Here is a 14620-nt window from a genome sequence, read left to right on the forward strand (position 1 = left end):
GCGCTACTCCGCCCAGGTTGATCGTCCCGACCGCTCTCCAACTCAGGCGAGAGCGACAGGCTCCAAGCATCGGAAGAGTCGCGGGTTCTCAAAACCTCGCAGGCATCCACAGGGTGCGAATTCCTGTGCACGCATTGGCGGCAGGCGTCGGTGGACCGACTTACTCCTCCAGCAGCGCCTCGACGAAGTCCGGCAGCCACGGATTGCGGCCCGGCTTCATCCGTTCGGAGCGGTAGATGTGGCCCAGGTCGGCATAGGCCCGATCGAAGTTCTTGTTGACGATGACGTAGTCGTAGAGCCGCCAGTGCTCGATCTCGTCCTTGCCCTTCACGAGGCGCTTCTGGATCACCTCTTCGCTGTCCTGCGCCCGCGCGTGCAGCCGGCGCGACAGGTCCTCCCAGGAGGGCGGCAGGATGAACACCCGCACGCTGTCGTCCGGCGCGGCGTCGGCGACCTGCTTGGCGCCTTGCCAGTCGATGTCGAACAGCACGTCCTTGCCAGCCTCAAGGGCCGCCATCACGGGGGCCTTGGGCGTGCCGTAGCGATTGTCGTGCACGTCGGCCCACTCGAGGAACTCGCCGCGCTCGATCATCGCATCGAAGGTCGGGCGGTCGACGAAGTAGTACTCACGCCCCTCCTCCTCGCCCGGTCGCGGTGCGCGGGTGGTGCACGAGATCGACAGCATCAGGTCGCTATGGTCCGCCACCAGCCGCCGCGACAGCGACGTCTTGCCCGCGCCGGACGGCGAGGACACCAGCAGCAGCATCCCGCGGCGGGTGGTTTCCCAGGGCCTGGGATGGTCGTGTCCGTCAGTCATTCGTCACTCTTCGCACGTTCAGAGCGCCGCTTAACAGATAGCGGCCTTTCAGCGGAAGGGTCTCAATGCGCGGCATGGCGCGCGTTGCGCGGCCATTAGGGCCTACTCGACGTTCTGCACCTGCTCTCGGAACTGTTCGATCGTGGCCTTCAGTTCCAAGCCGACCGTGGTCAGCGCGCCCAGCGCCGACTTCGAGCACAAGGTATTGGCTTCGCGCATGAACTCCTGGGTCAGGAAGTCCAACCGTCGCCCCTGCGGCCCTTCGGCGGCGATATGGGCCCGGGCCGCCTCGACGTGCGCGCCCAGCCGGTCCAGTTCCTCGCGCACGTCGGCCTTCACCGCCATGGCCGCGGCCTCGGTGACGATCTTGTCCTCGCCAGCCGCCTCGCCCACCAGTTCGGCCATGCGCCGGGCGAACCGGTCCCTGATCGCCACGGGCTGTCCTTCCGCCAGGCCCTTGGCCTCGCCGACCAAGGCCTCGATCTTGTCGACCAGCCCGATCAGCACCGCGGTCAGCGCCAGGCCTTCTTCGCGGCGTGACCCGGCCAGCGCCTCCAGCGCCGCGCCGATCGACAGCGCGATCGCCGCCTGCAGCGCGGCCTGAGCCTCCGGATCATCGTCGCCCTCAGCCGCCTCGATCACCCCGCGCAGCGCCAGAAGTCCATCGAGGCTCGGCGGTCCGGCCTTGCCGGCGGCGATCAGCCCCTCGCCCATCGCCAGATAGCGGGCCAGCACCTCGTCGTTGATCCGGACCTCGAACGCGCTGTCCGAGCGCTTGGCCTGAACGCCGACGTTCAGCTGGCCGCGCGCGAACCGCGCCTGGGCTCCGTCACGCGCAGCCTTGTCCAACTGGTCGAACCCCGGCGGACCGCGGAACCGGACCTCCAGATTGCGCCCGTTCACCGAGCGCGCCTCGACCGCCCAAGTCCAATCGCCCGCCGCGCCCTCGGCCCGGCCGAAGCCCGTCATCCCAGAAAGCGGCATGGAGATCCTCGAAGCTGCACAATCACCGGCAGTCTACACGGGGCGCGGACGCCGAGGCCAACCGAAACCCACAGGCTGCGCCGGCCTTTCGACATCCAAGGTCGACTCACCGGCCGCTTCAGCGTCAAGTTGCAGGTGGGACTGGACGGAGGCCGCCATGGACGTGGTCCGACGCATCGCCGGCGCCGCAGCGATCTATTTCTGCGCCTTGTTCACCGCGCTGGGGGTGGCGCGGCTGGTGCGCGACCTAGTGGATCTCGTGGGGGTCGAGCCCGTGTTCGGGGTCATCGCCGGAGCCTTGATCGTCGCCTTCGCCCTGTTGCCGTGGGCCGGCTTCGCGGTGCGGACTTTCGCCATCCCCCCAGCTCTTTCCCAGCGGCTGGCCGTCGGCGTCGGCGCGGTGCTGATGCTGTTCGTCCTGGCGGTGATCGAGCTCACCTTCTTCCGCCGCTTCTTCGCGGCGGAACTGACCCAGCCCAACGATCGCATCGCGGCCTGGACCACCCTCATCCTGCTGCTCTACGCCGCCGTGCTTCCAGTGTTCCGCGCACGCCGCGACCCGCGCGATTAGCGCGGGCCGCAGATGCGCGCTCGTCCTTAGCGGCGGACGATCTCGACGCGGCGGGCGTCGACGTCAGGCGTCGCGGCCGGCCCGTTTTCAACCGCGGCGGGGGCCACCATCTCGATGCTCGACGCCGGCACGCCAGAGGCGACCAGCCGGTCGCGAACCGCCTCGGCCCGTTGCTGAGCCAGACGTTCGTTCAGCGGCAGATTGCCGGTGCGGTCGGTGTAGCCGGTGATGCCGACCCGCAGATTGTCCTGCTTGATCGCCGCAGCAGCTTCCTCGATCAGCCGCCCATCATCGGGCCCGATCGCCGCCGAACCGAGGGCGAAGTGCACGTTGGCCGGGAGTCCGACGATCGCGGCCGGGGCCGGCGCGGGCGTGACCGGAACAGGCGCCACGACTTGGGCCGGCGGAGCCACGGCCGGAGCCGCAGGCCTCACCTCAGCGACAGGCGCGGTCGGCGTCGTCGCCTGGCGTCCCAGGAAGAACCAGGCCAGCAGGGCCAGGGCCGCCAGCCCCAGCAGCCAGGGCAGCAACGCCCCCATGCCCGAGCGACGCGCCGGCGCGGCCGCAGCGCTCCGCGCATAGACCGGCGCGGCCGGCGGCGGCCGATCCTCGACGCGGTGAACGCGATCGCCGAAGTCGGCCACAGTCGCCGAGGCGTCGGTCGCCGCGCTCGCCACCGATGCGGCCGCTGCGCCGGCTCCGACGACGCCGGCGGCCATCGCCGCCTTGCCTATACCGCCCGCCACATCCGTGCCGCCGAACACCGACAGCTTCCGAAAATGCTCGGCCAGCAGGTAGTAGACCGTCACCCGGTTCTTGGTCCTGTCCGCATTCATCCGGTCGCCGACGCCAGCGATTGCGCTGTCCAGATCGGCGTCGCTGTGCGTCAGGCCGAGCTTCTTCTTCAGGTAATTCTCGCGAACCCGGCGCAATTCCTCGGGTTCTGTGAAGGAAACCAACGACGAGTCGCGGTTGTGCAGGGCGATCCCGCAGTACCGGACAATCGCGTCGATCACCTTGGAATCGGCGTTAGGAACGTACTTCCTGACGTCGATGGCCCAGTCTTCCGCCATGGCCTGTCCTCCGTTCGTTTGACGGGCGTCGAACGGGGGCGCGAGGGATCGCGTCCAGGATCGACCCCTCACCGATAGGACCATGGCGCGATGCGGGCGCTAGGGCCGTTTGCGGAGTGGGCCGGGGGATTTACCTTAGGAAACTGCGGCGCCGCTTGGCGCGTCTTGCGGCCAAGCCAGCGCCCGCAGCCGCGGGATTCTGCCGGCCCGGCTAGCGGCCGGCCTGCTCCGCAGCCTTCTCCTGAAGGGCGCCGGCCTTTTCCTGAAGCGTGGCCGCAGCGCGCTGCTTTTCGACCGCCCGCCACTTGGCGACATTCTTCAGATGTTCTTCGTAGGTGGTCGCGAAGACGTGGCCGCCGGTGCCGTCGGCGACGAAGAACAGGTGATCGCTCGCCGACGGGTCGAGCACCGCCGCCAGAGCCGCACGGCCCGGATTGGCGATCGGCGTCGGCGGCAGGCCGTCGATCTGATAGGTGTTGAAGGGGTTCGGCTGGGCCATCTCCGAGGCGCGCAGCCCGCGGCCCAACGGCTTTCCGCCATTCAGGCCGTAGATGATCGTCGGGTCGCTCTCCAGCCGCATGCCCTTGCGCAGTCGGTTGATGAACACCGCCGCAACTTCGGGCCGCTCGCTCGCAATGCCGGTCTCCTTCTCGACGATGGAGGCGAGCGTCACCGCCTCCTCCGGCGTCTTGATCGGCAGGCCCGGTTGGCGCTTTTCCCACAGCAGGGCCAGAAGCTCGTCGCGGGCGTCCATCATCCGCTTCAGCACGGCCGAGCGATCCTCGCCGCGTTCGTACTGGTAGGTCTCGGGCAGGATCGAGCCTTCCGGCGGAGCAGCGACGACGCCGCTCAGGTCCGGGCGTCCCATCAGGGTGGCGACCGCGGCTTCCGAGGTCATGCCCTCGGGAATGGTCACCTGGTGGATGACGATCTTGCCGTCGCGAATGTCGCGCAGGATCGAGGCCAGCGAGGCGCGGCTCTTGAACTCGTACTCGCCGGCTTTCAGCGCCTTGGCCGCGCCGGTGAACTGGGCTGCGGCGGCGAACACCGCCTTTGAACGGATCGCCCCGGACCGCTCCAGGGTCGAGGCGATCTCGGTCAGGCCGGCGCCCTTGCGCAACATGACCACGCGGGTCTCACCGCCGTCAGTGGCCGGTCCTGGCCCCTGGTAGGACCAGAGGACCCAGGCCAGGACCAGGGCGGCGACGACGCCCAGCGTCGCCGCAGCGCTGCCCAGGATGATCCTGAACTTGCGCGCAGGCGGCAAGGCCCCCGATGGCTTGCGCCGCCCGCGGGCGGCCGACTTGCGCGGCTTGCGGCTCACGAGACCTTCTTGAACACCACGGAAGCGTTGGTGCCGCCGAACCCGAAGCTGTTGGACAGCGCCACGTCGATCTTCATCGGCTTGGCCTTGTTCGGCACCAGATCGATCTCGGTCTCCACCGACGGATTGTCGAGATTGATCGTGGGCGGGGCGATCTGGTCGCGGATCGCCAGCACGGTGAACGCCGACTCGATGGCGCCGGCCGCGCCGAGAAGGTGACCGGTCGCCGACTTGGTCGACGACATGGTCAGGTTCTTCGCCGCGTTGCCCAGCAACCTGGTGACGGCGCCCAGCTCGATCTCGTCGCCGAGCGGCGTCGAGGTGCCGTGGGCGTTCACGTAGTCGATGTCGGCGACGTCGATGCCGGCGTCCTTGATCGCCGCGCGCATGGCGCGGAAGCCGCCATCGCCGTCCTCGGCCGGGGCGGTGATGTGATAGGCGTCGCCCGCCAGGCCGTAGCCGGCCACTTCGGCGTAGATCTTCGCGCCGCGGGCCTTGGCGTGTTCGTATTCTTCCAGCACCAGCACGCCGGCGCCCTCGCCCATCACAAAGCCGTCGCGGGCCTTGTCGTAGGGGCGGCTGGCCTTTTGCGGTTCATCGTTGAAGCCGGTCGACATGGCGCGGCAGGCGATGAAGCCCGCGACGCCCACCGGGCAGATGGCCGCTTCGGCCCCGCCCGCGATCATCACGTCGGCGTCGCCGTACTTGATCAGACGCGCTGCATCGCCGATCGCGTGGGCGCCGGTGGCGCAGGCGGTGACGACCGAGTGGTTCGGGCCCTTGAAGCCGTGACGGATCGAGACCTGGCCCGACGCCAGGTTGATCAAAGCCGAAGGGATGAAGAACGGGCTGACGCGACGCGGGCCCTTCTCGAACAGCTCGACGCTGGTCTTCTCGATGGTGGCGAGACCGCCGATGCCGGAGCCGATGATGACGCCGGTGCGTTCCTTGTCTTCCTCGGATTCCGGAGCCCAGCCCGAATCCTTCACGGCCTCGTCCGCCGCGGCGATCGCATAGAGAATGAAGTCGTCGACTCGACGCTGATCCTTCGGCGCCAAGGTGTCGTCCGGGTTGAACGATCCGGGGACGCCTTCGCCGCCGCCGCCGCGTCCATCGACCCGCGGCACTTCGCAGGCGACCTGACAGGCATAGTCGGTGGGATCGAAGGTGGTGATGCGCCCCGCCCCGGACTTGCCTTCAAGAATGGCTTTCCAGGTGAGCTCGGCGCCTTGGCCGAGGGGGGTCAGCAAACCAATGCCGGTGACGACGACACGACGCATGAGCGGGCCTCCAAACGCAGACCGCCGCGAACTCCGAAGAGCTTCGCGGCGGCCGAATATTCAATGAATTCCGTGGGGTTCGCCTTAGGCGCCCAGGCGCTCACCGATGAACTTCACCGCATCGCCGACGGTCTGGATGTGCTCGGCGGCGTCATCCGGGATCTCGATGTCGAACTCTTCTTCGAAGGCCATGACCAGCTCGACGTTGTCGAGGCTGTCAGCGCCCAGGTCGTCGATGAAGCTCGCCTTTTCGGTGACCTTCTCGGGGTCGGCGTCCAGATGTTCGATGACGATCTTACGCACGCGCTCGAGGATGTCGGACATTCGCTTAAGTCCCTTGTGTTTCGCTAAATCCATCCGCGACGGCCGACGGGATGTCAACCGTTGCGGATATCTGGGTAGAGACCTTCGCCTCGCCGGTTCGCGCGGCGACGTAGCATGTTCGCCACGGCCACGCCAGCGGGCTCAGATCATGGCCATGCCGCCGTTCACATGCAGGGTTTGACCGGTCATGTAGGCGGCTTCTTCGCTGGCGAGGTAGACGCAGGCGGCGGCCACTTCGGAGCCCGAACCTAGCCGTCCGGCAGGGATCGTGCCCATGATTTGGGCCTTCTGCTGCTCGTTCAGGGCGTCGGTCATCGGGCTTTCGATGAAACCGGGCGCCACGCAATTCACCGTGATCCCACGGGACGCGACCTCCTGGGCCAGCGCCTTGGAGAACCCGATCATGCCGGCCTTGGAGGCGGCGTAGTTCGACTGCCCCGGATTGCCCATCACCCCCACGACCGAGGTGATGCCGATGATTCGGCCATGGCGCCGTTTCATCATGCCGCGCATGGCCGAACGGCTGAGCCGGAAGTAGCTCTCCAGGTTGACCTTGAGGACCGCTTCCCAGTCCTCGTCCTTCATTCGCATCAGCAGGCCGTCGCGGGTGATTCCGGCGTTGGCGACCAGGATGTCGACCCCTGCGCCAGCGGCCTCTTCGGCGCGCGACAGCAGGCTGTCGACCGACTCCGCATCTGACAGGTTCGCCGGCACCGCAAAGGTGCGGCCGCCCAGCTGTTGAGCCAGATCCTGCAGCACCGCCTCACGCGTGCCGGACAGCACCACGGTCGCGCCCGCGGCGTGGAGCGCCTTGGCGATCTCGCCGCCGATGCCGCCGGTCGCACCAGTGACCAGGGCGGTCTTTCCCGTCAGGTCGAACATCTCAGAGTCCCTTCGCGAAAGCTTCGAGGTCGGCGGGCGTGTTCAGCGGCGTCGCCTCGGCGTCCGGCGCGATGCGCTTGGCCATGCCCGACAGCACCTTGCCGGCGCCGGCCTCGGCGAAGCGGGTCACCCCACCCTCGCCGGCCAGCCAGATCATGCTCTCGCGCCAACGCACGCGGCCGGTGACTTGCTCCACCAGCAGGCGGCTGATCTCCTCGGGATCCAGCGTCGGACGCGCGGTGACGTTGGCGACGACCGGGGCGCGCGGCGCGATGATCGTGGCGCTGGCCAGGGCCTGGGCCATCTCGTCGGCGGCCGGCTGCATCAGCGGGCAATGGAAGGGGGCCGAGACGTTCAGCGGAATCGCCCGCGCGCCCAGCTCCTTGGCCTTCTCGATCGCCACGTCGACCGCGGCCTTGTCGCCCGAGATCACCACGTTGCCGTTGTTGTTATCGTTGGCGACGACGCAGACGCCGACCTTCGAACCGGCTTCGGCGGCGGCTTCGGCCAGCGCCACGTCGGTCTTCGGTCCGATCAGCGACGCCATCGCGCCGGCGCCGACCGGGACGGCCCGCTGCATCGCCTGGCCGCGCAGCTTCAGCAAACGCGCGGTGTCAGCCAGAGTGATCGCGCCGGCGGCGGCGAGCGCGGAGTATTCACCGAGCGAGTGCCCCGCCACGAAGGCGGCCTTTTCGATGCCGACTCCGAATTCCTTCTCCAGGGTCCGGGTCACGGCCAGCGACACGGCCATCAGAGCCGGCTGAGCGTTCTCGGTCAGAGTCAGGTCGCCTTCCGGGCCCTCACGCATCAGCGCGAACAGCTTCTGGCCCAGGGCGTCGTCGACTTCCTGGAAGACCTCGCGGGCGGAGGCGAAGGCCTCGGCGAGGTCCGCGCCCATCCCGACAGCTTGGCTGCCCTGGCCAGGAAAAATGAAGGCGAGGCTCATGGCGCGTCTCCCACGCACTTACGATTCCGAGCCGGGAGGGTTAGTGGAGAAGCCAAGCCCCGGCAAGGCGGCGATCGAGAACGGGAGGATGTCATGCGCGCGGTGATCCGGCGGAACAAGCAACTGGTCTGTGATGAGATCGCCGAGCTGAAGCCCGATCAGGGCCAGGTGCTGGTGCGCACCCTCGCCTGCGGAATCTGCGGTTCGGATCTGCATGCCCTGCATCACATGGAGCACATGATCGACCTGACCAGCCGCGCCAACGGCGGCTTGACCAACGGCTTCGATCCCACCGCCGACACCGTGTTCGGTCACGAATTCTGCGCCGAGATTCTTGACCACGGCCCCGGCACGACCGGCGCGCTAAAGGCTGGCACGCGGGTGGTGTCGATTCCCGCCACGCTCACCCCGGTCGGCGGCGTCGAGATGCTCGGCTTCTCGAACAACCTGCCCGGCGGCTTTTCCGAGCGCATGATCCTCTCCGAGGCCCTGTTGCTGCCCGTTCCGAACGGCCTGCCGACCGACAAGGCCGCGCTGACCGAGCCGTTCGCGGTCGGGGCCCACGCCGTGGCCAAGGCGCGGCTCGATCCGAACAGCGTCGCCCTCGTCGTCGGCTGCGGCCCTGTCGGCCTGGCGGTCATCGCCGGCTTGAAGGCGCGCGGCCATGGACCGGTCATCGCCGCCGACTTCTCGCCACGTCGCCGCGCCGCAGCCGAGATGCTGGGCGCCGACGTGGTCATCGACCCGGCGGTCGAGAGCCCGCACGCCCGCTGGGAAGGCTTCGGCGTGCCGACGGCGCGCGCCGCCCAGAACATGGTCCGCATGATGGGCGGCAGCTTCGGACGTCCCGTGGTGTTCGAGTGCGTCGGCTCCCCCGGCGTCGTTCAGAGCCTGATCGAGGCCTCGCCGGCCGGATCGCAGATCGTCGTCGCCGGGGTCTGCATGGAGACCGACCGCATCGAGCCGGCGATCGCCATCACCAAGGAGATCGAGCTGACCTTCGTGTTCGGCTACACGCCCGAGGAGTTCGCCGCGACCCTGCACGACATCGCCGAGGGCCGCATCGACGTCAGCAATGTCGTGACCGGGACCGTCGGCCTGGACGGCGTCGCCCAGGCGTTCAGGGACCTCGGCGACCCCGAGGCGCACGTGAAAATCCTCGTCCAGCCCTAGAGCTTCATGGGCCTGGCGTAACCTGTCAGCTCCAGATAGCCGCGCCCGCCCTCGCTACGCACGGCCCCTTCCCAGTAGACGGGGCCGCCCGAGGCGCGGCTGTCGAGTTCCTGATCGTCGAACAGCGGTTTCAGCGTCCAGCGTCGCTCGCCGAGCGGCGTCTGCACCGTCACGGTCCGTTCGATGGGATAGACTGCCCCGGTGCGCGGCGAGCGCCAGTTGCGCTGCGCTGTGAAGCGCACCTGCGAAGGCGAGAACCGAACCGTGCGTCCATCCGGGTCGCGCAGCGAGCCGCCCGCCCACAGCGCCTTGCCGGACGCATCGCGCACCTGGAAGGCCATCAGCGCCCCGCCATCGTCCAGGTTCAGACCGACCCAGTCCCAGCCGACCGCCGCCGGATCGAGCAGGGTCGAGGACCACTCGCGGTCCAGCCACGTCGTTCCTGTCACCTGGACGGCCTTGCCGCCCCGATGAACCGTTCCGACGACCTTCAGCTGCGGCAGGCTGTAGTAGTAGCTGGCCTGGGTCGCCAACGGTCCCTTGCGGCTGAAGCCGCCCTCGCCTTGCAGGAGCACCGGTTGGGTCGGGGTAAAGGTCAGATCCAGGTCGAAACCTTCTCCCGCCGCCTTGGTGGTGAAACGCCCATCGGCCTCGCGTCGCAAACGCCAGTCGTCGATGACCAGGTCGGCGTCGCCGACCGCCGCCTCCGCCAGCCCAAATCCGGCGCGGGCGATGCGCTGTCCATGGATCAGCTTGCCCAGCGATGGATCCGAAATCGCGGCGTGGGCGAACAGGATCTGCCGCGGCGCAAAGGCGCTGGGGTTGTCGCCCATCACCGGCGGGCGCGAGCGGAAGAACGTCACCTGGAAGCCGAGGTCCTTGCCGTCCGCGGTCTTCAACCAGCCGGTCACGTACCACCACTCGGTCCGGAAGCTGGGATGGGCACCATGATCTGCCGGGAAGCGCAGCGCCGCCCCGGGCCGCACGACCGCATAGCCTGGCGCCTGAGCGATCGCCGGGGCCGCCCAGACGGCCAGCAGCGCCAGCAGCGCCAGCATCAAACGGCGCATCACCAGTCCTCCCGCACGGCGCGGACGGCGTCCGCCGACACGGCCCGTCGACCGGCCAGCAACGCCGTGCCAGCCGCCGAGGCCACCAGCGCCACGCCGACGCTGGCCAGCAGCGCCCAGGGGAGCTTTGTCTCCATCGTCCAGTGGAACGACTGCGGGTTCACCACATGGATCAGCACCTGGCTCATGATCAGCCCCAGGCCGATCCCCGCCAGGCCGCCTACGGCGCCCAGCAATGCGCCTTCGGTCGCCAGCATCGCCACGATCTGCCGCCGCGTGACGCCCAGATGCCGCAGCATTCCGAACTCCTTGGTCCGCGCCAGGGTCTGGGCGGAGATCGTCGCGGCTACGCCCGCGAGCCCGACGACGATAGCGATCGCCTCCAGGCCGTAGGTCACCGCGAAGCTGCGATCGAACAGCCGCAGCGCCATCTCCCGGAGCGCCCGCGGTTCAGCCACGGTGACGCGGCCCGCCAGCCGCTCCGGCGCATTGGCCTCCAGAGCCGCGGCGACCGCCTTGCGGTCCGCGCCCGGCGCCAGAGTCACCGACGCCTCGCTGCGCGTGCGATCTCCGGTCAGGGCCGTGTAGTCGTGGCTCTCCAAGGTCACGGCCCCATGCTGGCGGGCGTAGTCGCGCCAGATCCCGGTGACGAAGAAGCCCTTCGCCGGCGCGCCGCCGATCGGCAGATCGATGCGCTGGCCCACCTTCCAGCCATAGAGCCACGCGGCGGGCTCCGAGACGAAGACCGGGATCGCTCCGGCCGGGGCGTCCGCGGTCCGCCCGATCATCGGCGGCGCGCCGGCGTCCAGCCCGCCCTCCGGCCGGGCGACCAGGGCCAGCGGCGGAGCGTCGGCGCTCATCCGCAGGGTCGTCGTCCGCATGAACGCGATCCGCGCCACGCCGGGCGTCGCGGCGAGCCTCGCCTGCTCCTCGGGATCGAAACCGCCGCCGGTCCCCGCCGCCTCGATCCGCAGGTAGAGGTCGGCCGGCAGCACCTGGGCCAGCCAGTCTTCGACCGAGCCGCGGAAGCTGGAGACCATCACCGCCATCGCCACCATCAGGCTGGTGCTGGCGACGACACCGCAGAGCGCCACCGCGGCCTGAGAGGGCGCGCCCCACAACCGCTTCACCGCCAGGTCCGGGGCGATGCTGGTGAATGACCGTCGCTGGAGCCCCGACAGCAGCACACGCGCCAGCCGCGGCATCGCGGCCACGCCGCCCGCCAGCAACAGCGCCATTGCGGCATAGCCGAGCAACGGCACGCCTGCGATCGCGGGCCCGAAGGCCGCCGCCGCGCCCAGGGCCAGCAGCAAGGCCGCAGGCCAGATCGGCGGCGTCGCCCGCGGGTCGACGGCGTCGCCGGCGTTCTTCAGCGCCACGGCCGGCTGGGCGCGAGCGGCCTCGCGCGCCGGCGCCAAGCTCCCGACGACCGCCGTCGCCAGGCCAAGCCCCAGGAACAGCAGGGCAGGCCCTGGGGTCAGCGCCAACTGCGGCTTGGCTGCCCCGAAATAGCCGCCGCCCAGATCACCGCCGAGGAGCGTCAGCGCCCCGTCGGCGAGGGCGAAGCCAAGCCCGATCCCGACAAGGCCGCCGGCCAGCCCGACCCCGACGCCCTCGGCCATCACCTGCGCCAGCAACGTCCGCCTGCGAACGCCCAGCACCCGCAGCAGCGCGAACTGCGGCCGCCGCCGAGCGACGGAGAGCGACTGCGCCGAATAAACCAGGAAGCCCCCGGTCAGCAGCGCCATGAGCGCCAGCATGTCGAGATTGACCCGATAGGCCCGGCTGAGGCTGTCGCTGCGGCGCGCCTCGCTTTCTTGGCTGACAAGCTGAGCGTCGCTCGGCAGCGCCGCGCGCAGTCGGTCGGCCACGCGGGCCACATCGGCCCCCTTCGAGAGCTTGAGGTCCAGGCGTTGCAGCCGGCCGAGCGTTGCAAGCCGCCATTGCGCGGCGGCGATGTCGAGCACGGCCAGTCGGCGCTCGTCGCCGGCCCCGGGCAGCACGCCGGCGATCCGGAACGCGGCCCGCCGACCGCCGGCGCTCAATTCGATCTCCTGGCCGACTGCCCGGCCTTCCAGCGCGGCGGGAGAGAGGAACACGGCGGTCTCGTCGAACGCTGCTTCCATCGTCGGGCCCCTCGCCTCGTCGCCCTCGGCGGCCAGGGGACGGCCGATCAGGCTGGGGGTCACGTAGGCGGCGCGCAGGACGTCGAGCCCCAAGACCGTAAGCGTCTCCCCTGACCGGTCAGTCGCGGCCTCCAGTTCGACGACGGGGCTGACGGCGGCGACGCCCTCCATCCGCGCCAGCTTGGGATAGAGGCCCTCAGCAAAACCGCGCGTCGTGGTCGAGCGGACCTGCAGTTCGGCCTCGCCGTTCACGGCGCTCACCGCCTTGGAAAACTCGCTGAGGGCCGAAGCGTTGACCAGATGCACGGCTAGGCCGAGCGCCACCCCGACGGCGATGGCCGCGGCGGCGGTGATCACCCGCATCGGATGGGCACGCCACTCGCCCAGGATCATCCAGCGCGCGGCCAGGCCGCGCTGATCAGGCGCGCGGGCGTTCGACAAGGCCGTCTCGTCCCAGGATGAGCGTTCGATCTGCGGCGGCGGCCGCGACCTCCGAGTGCGTGACCAGCACGACGGCGGCGCCGGAACGCCGGACCTCTTCGGCGAACACCTGCAGGACTCGGTTGGCCGTCTCCGGATCGAGATTGCCGGTCGGCTCGTCGGCCAGCAGCAATGCGGGCTCGTGGATCACGGCGCGGGCGATCGCCACGCGCTGCATTTCGCCGCCGGAGAGCTGGTGCGGGTAGTCGCCGCCGCGGCCCGTCAGGCCGACCGCCGACAGCATCTGGTCGGCGCGTTCCAGGGCGGGCTCGCTGCGCCGGCCCTGCAGCGCCAGAGGCAGGGCGACGTTCTGGCCGAGCGTGAGGTGCGGCAGGATGTGGAAGGCCTGGAAGACAAAGCCCACCCGGTCCCGACGCAGCAACGTGCGGGCATCGTCGTCGAGACCGGCCAGATCGACGCCGTCGATGGCGATGGTTCCGGCGTCAGCTTGGTCGAGACCTGCGATCAGGTTCAGCAGGGTCGACTTGCCGACCCCGGATTCGCCCATGATCGCGACGAACTCGCCGGCCGCCAGCCGCAGGTCCAGTCCGGCGAACAGGACCCGCCCGCCGGGGACCGACTTGGTGAGGTTCGAGATCTGCAGAACGGGCGCGGTCATCGGCGTCATCCTAGCCTGAACCGCGCCCTTCGAAGCTAGGACGGTTTGGGCGGCGGCGGCGCGAGGCGACGCTGGGCCAGGGCCGTGCAGGAGGCCACCCCGATCGGGCCGCTCTCGTCGTAGACGCGGGCGTCACCCACTGCCACGCCGTCGTCGGCGCCATGATAGACGCTCTCGAAGCCGACCCATTCGGTGTCCGGCAGCTTGTGCAGATAGAGCGTCACGTCCGAATTGATGTAGCCCAGGCCCTGGTCGCCGACATGGGTCAGCGGGCTCACGAAGTCGCAGGCCACCGCGACGCGCTGGAATGGAGTCAGCGGCTCGCCCTCGACGATGTCGCGCACTTCGCTCATCCAGGTGCGGCGCTGCTCGGCGGTGGCGAAGCCGCCGCTGATCGGCCGCGAGGCCCACATGCCGCCCATGCCGCCGCGGTTCTCCGGTTCGGGAATGTCCAGCGGCGACGGGACGCTCCAGTTGCCCGGCTTCCAGACATTGCCTTCCGAGTTCTCGGTCCGCTTGAGGAACTGGCAGGTGGCGCGCGCCATGCTGACGCCGCCGGAGATGAACTCCGCGTCGATGACCCGGATCCGGCCGCTCTCGCGCACCACCTTGGTGGTGACCTCGATCGGGTCGAAGCCCGGCAGCTTGTACATGTCGACGGTCAGGCGAGCGGGGATGAAATCCGCATCGCCGTGCTTCTGTTCGAGCACGAAGCCGAGCAGACCAATGATGACCCGTCCGTGGAGAGAGTTGGGATTCCAGGGACCGCGGCCGGCGGGGGTTGGGACGAAATATTGACCGTCCCGTTTGAAAAAGGGTTCGTTCGTCATGGCGCGGGACCATGACGGATTCCCATGGCCCAGCCTAGTTTTCGGCGAAATCGGAAGGCCTTTCCCCACCCGGTGGCGATGCGACGCATTTCATTTCGTCGTCACCCATTTGCGCGCCGCA

General features: G+C 69.2%; 14 protein-coding genes. 2 read left to right on the forward strand and 12 right to left on the reverse strand.

The genetic code is table 11. The features are described from left to right. Nucleotides 1-160: 160 nt before the first annotated feature. Nucleotides 161-817, reverse strand: coding sequence for a guanylate kinase (gene gmk / locus AC1Q87_RS04450; protein ID WP_492607766.1), 657 nt, complete (start codon nucleotides 815-817; stop codon nucleotides 161-163). 102 nt (nucleotides 818-919) lie between these two features. Then, nucleotides 920-1801: a YicC/YloC family endoribonuclease gene (locus AC1Q87_RS04455; RefSeq protein ID WP_492607767.1), complete on the reverse strand. Its 882-nt coding sequence runs from the start codon at nucleotides 1799-1801 to the stop codon at nucleotides 920-922. Between the two features lie 157 nt (nucleotides 1802-1958). Here AC1Q87_RS04455 and AC1Q87_RS04460 point away from each other — a divergent pair, with 157 nt between their 5' ends. Next, nucleotides 1959-2372 carry a hypothetical protein gene (locus AC1Q87_RS04460; RefSeq protein WP_492607768.1) on the forward strand — a complete coding sequence of 138 codons (414 nt, stop codon included), beginning with the start codon at nucleotides 1959-1961 and terminating at the stop codon, nucleotides 2370-2372. A gap of 26 nt (nucleotides 2373-2398) precedes the next feature. Here AC1Q87_RS04460 and AC1Q87_RS04465 read toward each other — a convergent pair whose 3' ends face one another. The 6 genes from AC1Q87_RS04465 to fabD all read right to left on the reverse strand — a co-directional run bounded on the left by AC1Q87_RS04465 (nucleotide 2399) and on the right by fabD (nucleotide 8201). Next, nucleotides 2399-3445: a DUF2853 family protein gene (locus AC1Q87_RS04465; protein WP_492607769.1), complete on the reverse strand. Its 1047-nt coding sequence runs from the start codon at nucleotides 3443-3445 to the stop codon at nucleotides 2399-2401. A gap of 211 nt (nucleotides 3446-3656) precedes the next feature. Further along, the gene (gene mltG, locus AC1Q87_RS04470) at nucleotides 3657-4769 is read right to left on the reverse strand and encodes an endolytic transglycosylase MltG (protein ID WP_492607770.1); all 1113 of its coding nucleotides are present in this window, start codon (nucleotides 4767-4769) and stop codon (nucleotides 3657-3659) included. Next, nucleotides 4766-6049 carry a beta-ketoacyl-ACP synthase II gene (fabF, locus tag AC1Q87_RS04475; protein WP_492607771.1) on the reverse strand — a complete coding sequence of 428 codons (1284 nt, stop codon included), beginning with the start codon at nucleotides 6047-6049 and terminating at the stop codon, nucleotides 4766-4768. Before fabF ends, mltG begins: the two co-directional genes overlap by 4 nt. A gap of 84 nt (nucleotides 6050-6133) precedes the next feature. After that, nucleotides 6134-6373: an acyl carrier protein gene (locus AC1Q87_RS04480; protein ID WP_056019455.1), complete on the reverse strand. Its 240-nt coding sequence runs from the start codon at nucleotides 6371-6373 to the stop codon at nucleotides 6134-6136. A 141-nt stretch (nucleotides 6374-6514) separates the two neighbouring features. Beyond that, on the reverse strand, nucleotides 6515-7255 hold the full coding sequence (gene fabG, locus AC1Q87_RS04485; RefSeq protein ID WP_492607772.1) for a 3-oxoacyl-[acyl-carrier-protein] reductase: 741 nt from the start codon (nucleotides 7253-7255) through the stop codon (nucleotides 6515-6517). A gap of 1 nt (nucleotide 7256) precedes the next feature. Continuing rightward, nucleotides 7257-8201, reverse strand: a complete 945-nt coding sequence (fabD, locus tag AC1Q87_RS04490) for an ACP S-malonyltransferase (RefSeq protein ID WP_492607773.1) — start codon at nucleotides 8199-8201, stop codon at nucleotides 7257-7259. A gap of 93 nt (nucleotides 8202-8294) precedes the next feature. Here fabD and AC1Q87_RS04495 point away from each other — a divergent pair, with 93 nt between their 5' ends. Further along, nucleotides 8295-9374: a zinc-binding dehydrogenase gene (locus AC1Q87_RS04495; protein WP_492607774.1), complete on the forward strand. Its 1080-nt coding sequence runs from the start codon at nucleotides 8295-8297 to the stop codon at nucleotides 9372-9374. Here the strand turns inward: AC1Q87_RS04495 and AC1Q87_RS04500 are convergent. The 4 genes from AC1Q87_RS04500 to AC1Q87_RS04515 are packed head-to-tail and all read right to left on the reverse strand — an operon-like array spanning nucleotide 9371 to nucleotide 14379. Next, on the reverse strand, nucleotides 9371-10444 hold the full coding sequence (locus AC1Q87_RS04500) for a lipocalin-like domain-containing protein (RefSeq protein ID WP_492607775.1): 1074 nt from the start codon (nucleotides 10442-10444) through the stop codon (nucleotides 9371-9373). The genes AC1Q87_RS04495 and AC1Q87_RS04500 overlap by 4 nt on opposite strands. Next, nucleotides 10444-13011 carry an FtsX-like permease family protein gene (locus AC1Q87_RS04505; RefSeq protein WP_492607776.1) on the reverse strand — a complete coding sequence of 856 codons (2568 nt, stop codon included), beginning with the start codon at nucleotides 13009-13011 and terminating at the stop codon, nucleotides 10444-10446. Before AC1Q87_RS04505 ends, AC1Q87_RS04500 begins: the two co-directional genes overlap by 1 nt. Next, entirely contained in the window at nucleotides 12989-13669 is a 681-nt protein-coding gene (locus tag AC1Q87_RS04510; protein WP_492607777.1) for an ABC transporter ATP-binding protein, read from the reverse strand. The genes AC1Q87_RS04505 and AC1Q87_RS04510 overlap by 23 nt, the downstream gene beginning before the upstream one ends. 35 nt (nucleotides 13670-13704) lie before the next feature. Further along, nucleotides 13705-14379, reverse strand: coding sequence for a thioesterase family protein (locus tag AC1Q87_RS04515; protein WP_492607778.1), 675 nt, complete (start codon nucleotides 14377-14379; stop codon nucleotides 13705-13707). Between the last annotated feature and the right edge of the window lie 241 nt (nucleotides 14380-14620).

The sequence above is a fragment of the Phenylobacterium sp. GW823-FHT02A09 genome, assembly GCF_058797775.1.

Excerpts from the sequence above, each read along its gene's own strand:
- AC1Q87_RS04495 (WP_492607774.1), top strand. The coding sequence starts at position 8,295 with ATGCGCGCGGTGATCCGGCGGAACAAGCAACTGGTCTGTGATGAGATC.
- gmk (WP_492607766.1), bottom strand. The coding sequence starts at position 817 with ATGACTGACGGACACGACCATCCCAGGCCCTGGGAAACCACCCGCCGC.
- AC1Q87_RS04480 (WP_056019455.1), bottom strand. The coding sequence starts at position 6,373 with ATGTCCGACATCCTCGAGCGCGTGCGTAAGATCGTCATCGAACATCTG.
- AC1Q87_RS04460 (WP_492607768.1), top strand. The coding sequence starts at position 1,959 with ATGGACGTGGTCCGACGCATCGCCGGCGCCGCAGCGATCTATTTCTGC.
- AC1Q87_RS04455 (WP_492607767.1), bottom strand. The coding sequence starts at position 1,801 with ATGCCGCTTTCTGGGATGACGGGCTTCGGCCGGGCCGAGGGCGCGGCG.
- AC1Q87_RS04465 (WP_492607769.1), bottom strand. The coding sequence starts at position 3,445 with ATGGCGGAAGACTGGGCCATCGACGTCAGGAAGTACGTTCCTAACGCC.
- fabG (WP_492607772.1), bottom strand. The coding sequence starts at position 7,255 with ATGTTCGACCTGACGGGAAAGACCGCCCTGGTCACTGGTGCGACCGGC.
- AC1Q87_RS04500 (WP_492607775.1), bottom strand. The coding sequence starts at position 10,444 with ATGCGCCGTTTGATGCTGGCGCTGCTGGCGCTGCTGGCCGTCTGGGCG.
- fabF (WP_492607771.1), bottom strand. The coding sequence starts at position 6,049 with ATGCGTCGTGTCGTCGTCACCGGCATTGGTTTGCTGACCCCCCTCGGC.
- fabD (WP_492607773.1), bottom strand. The coding sequence starts at position 8,201 with ATGAGCCTCGCCTTCATTTTTCCTGGCCAGGGCAGCCAAGCTGTCGGG.
- AC1Q87_RS04510 (WP_492607777.1), bottom strand. The coding sequence starts at position 13,669 with ATGACCGCGCCCGTTCTGCAGATCTCGAACCTCACCAAGTCGGTCCCC.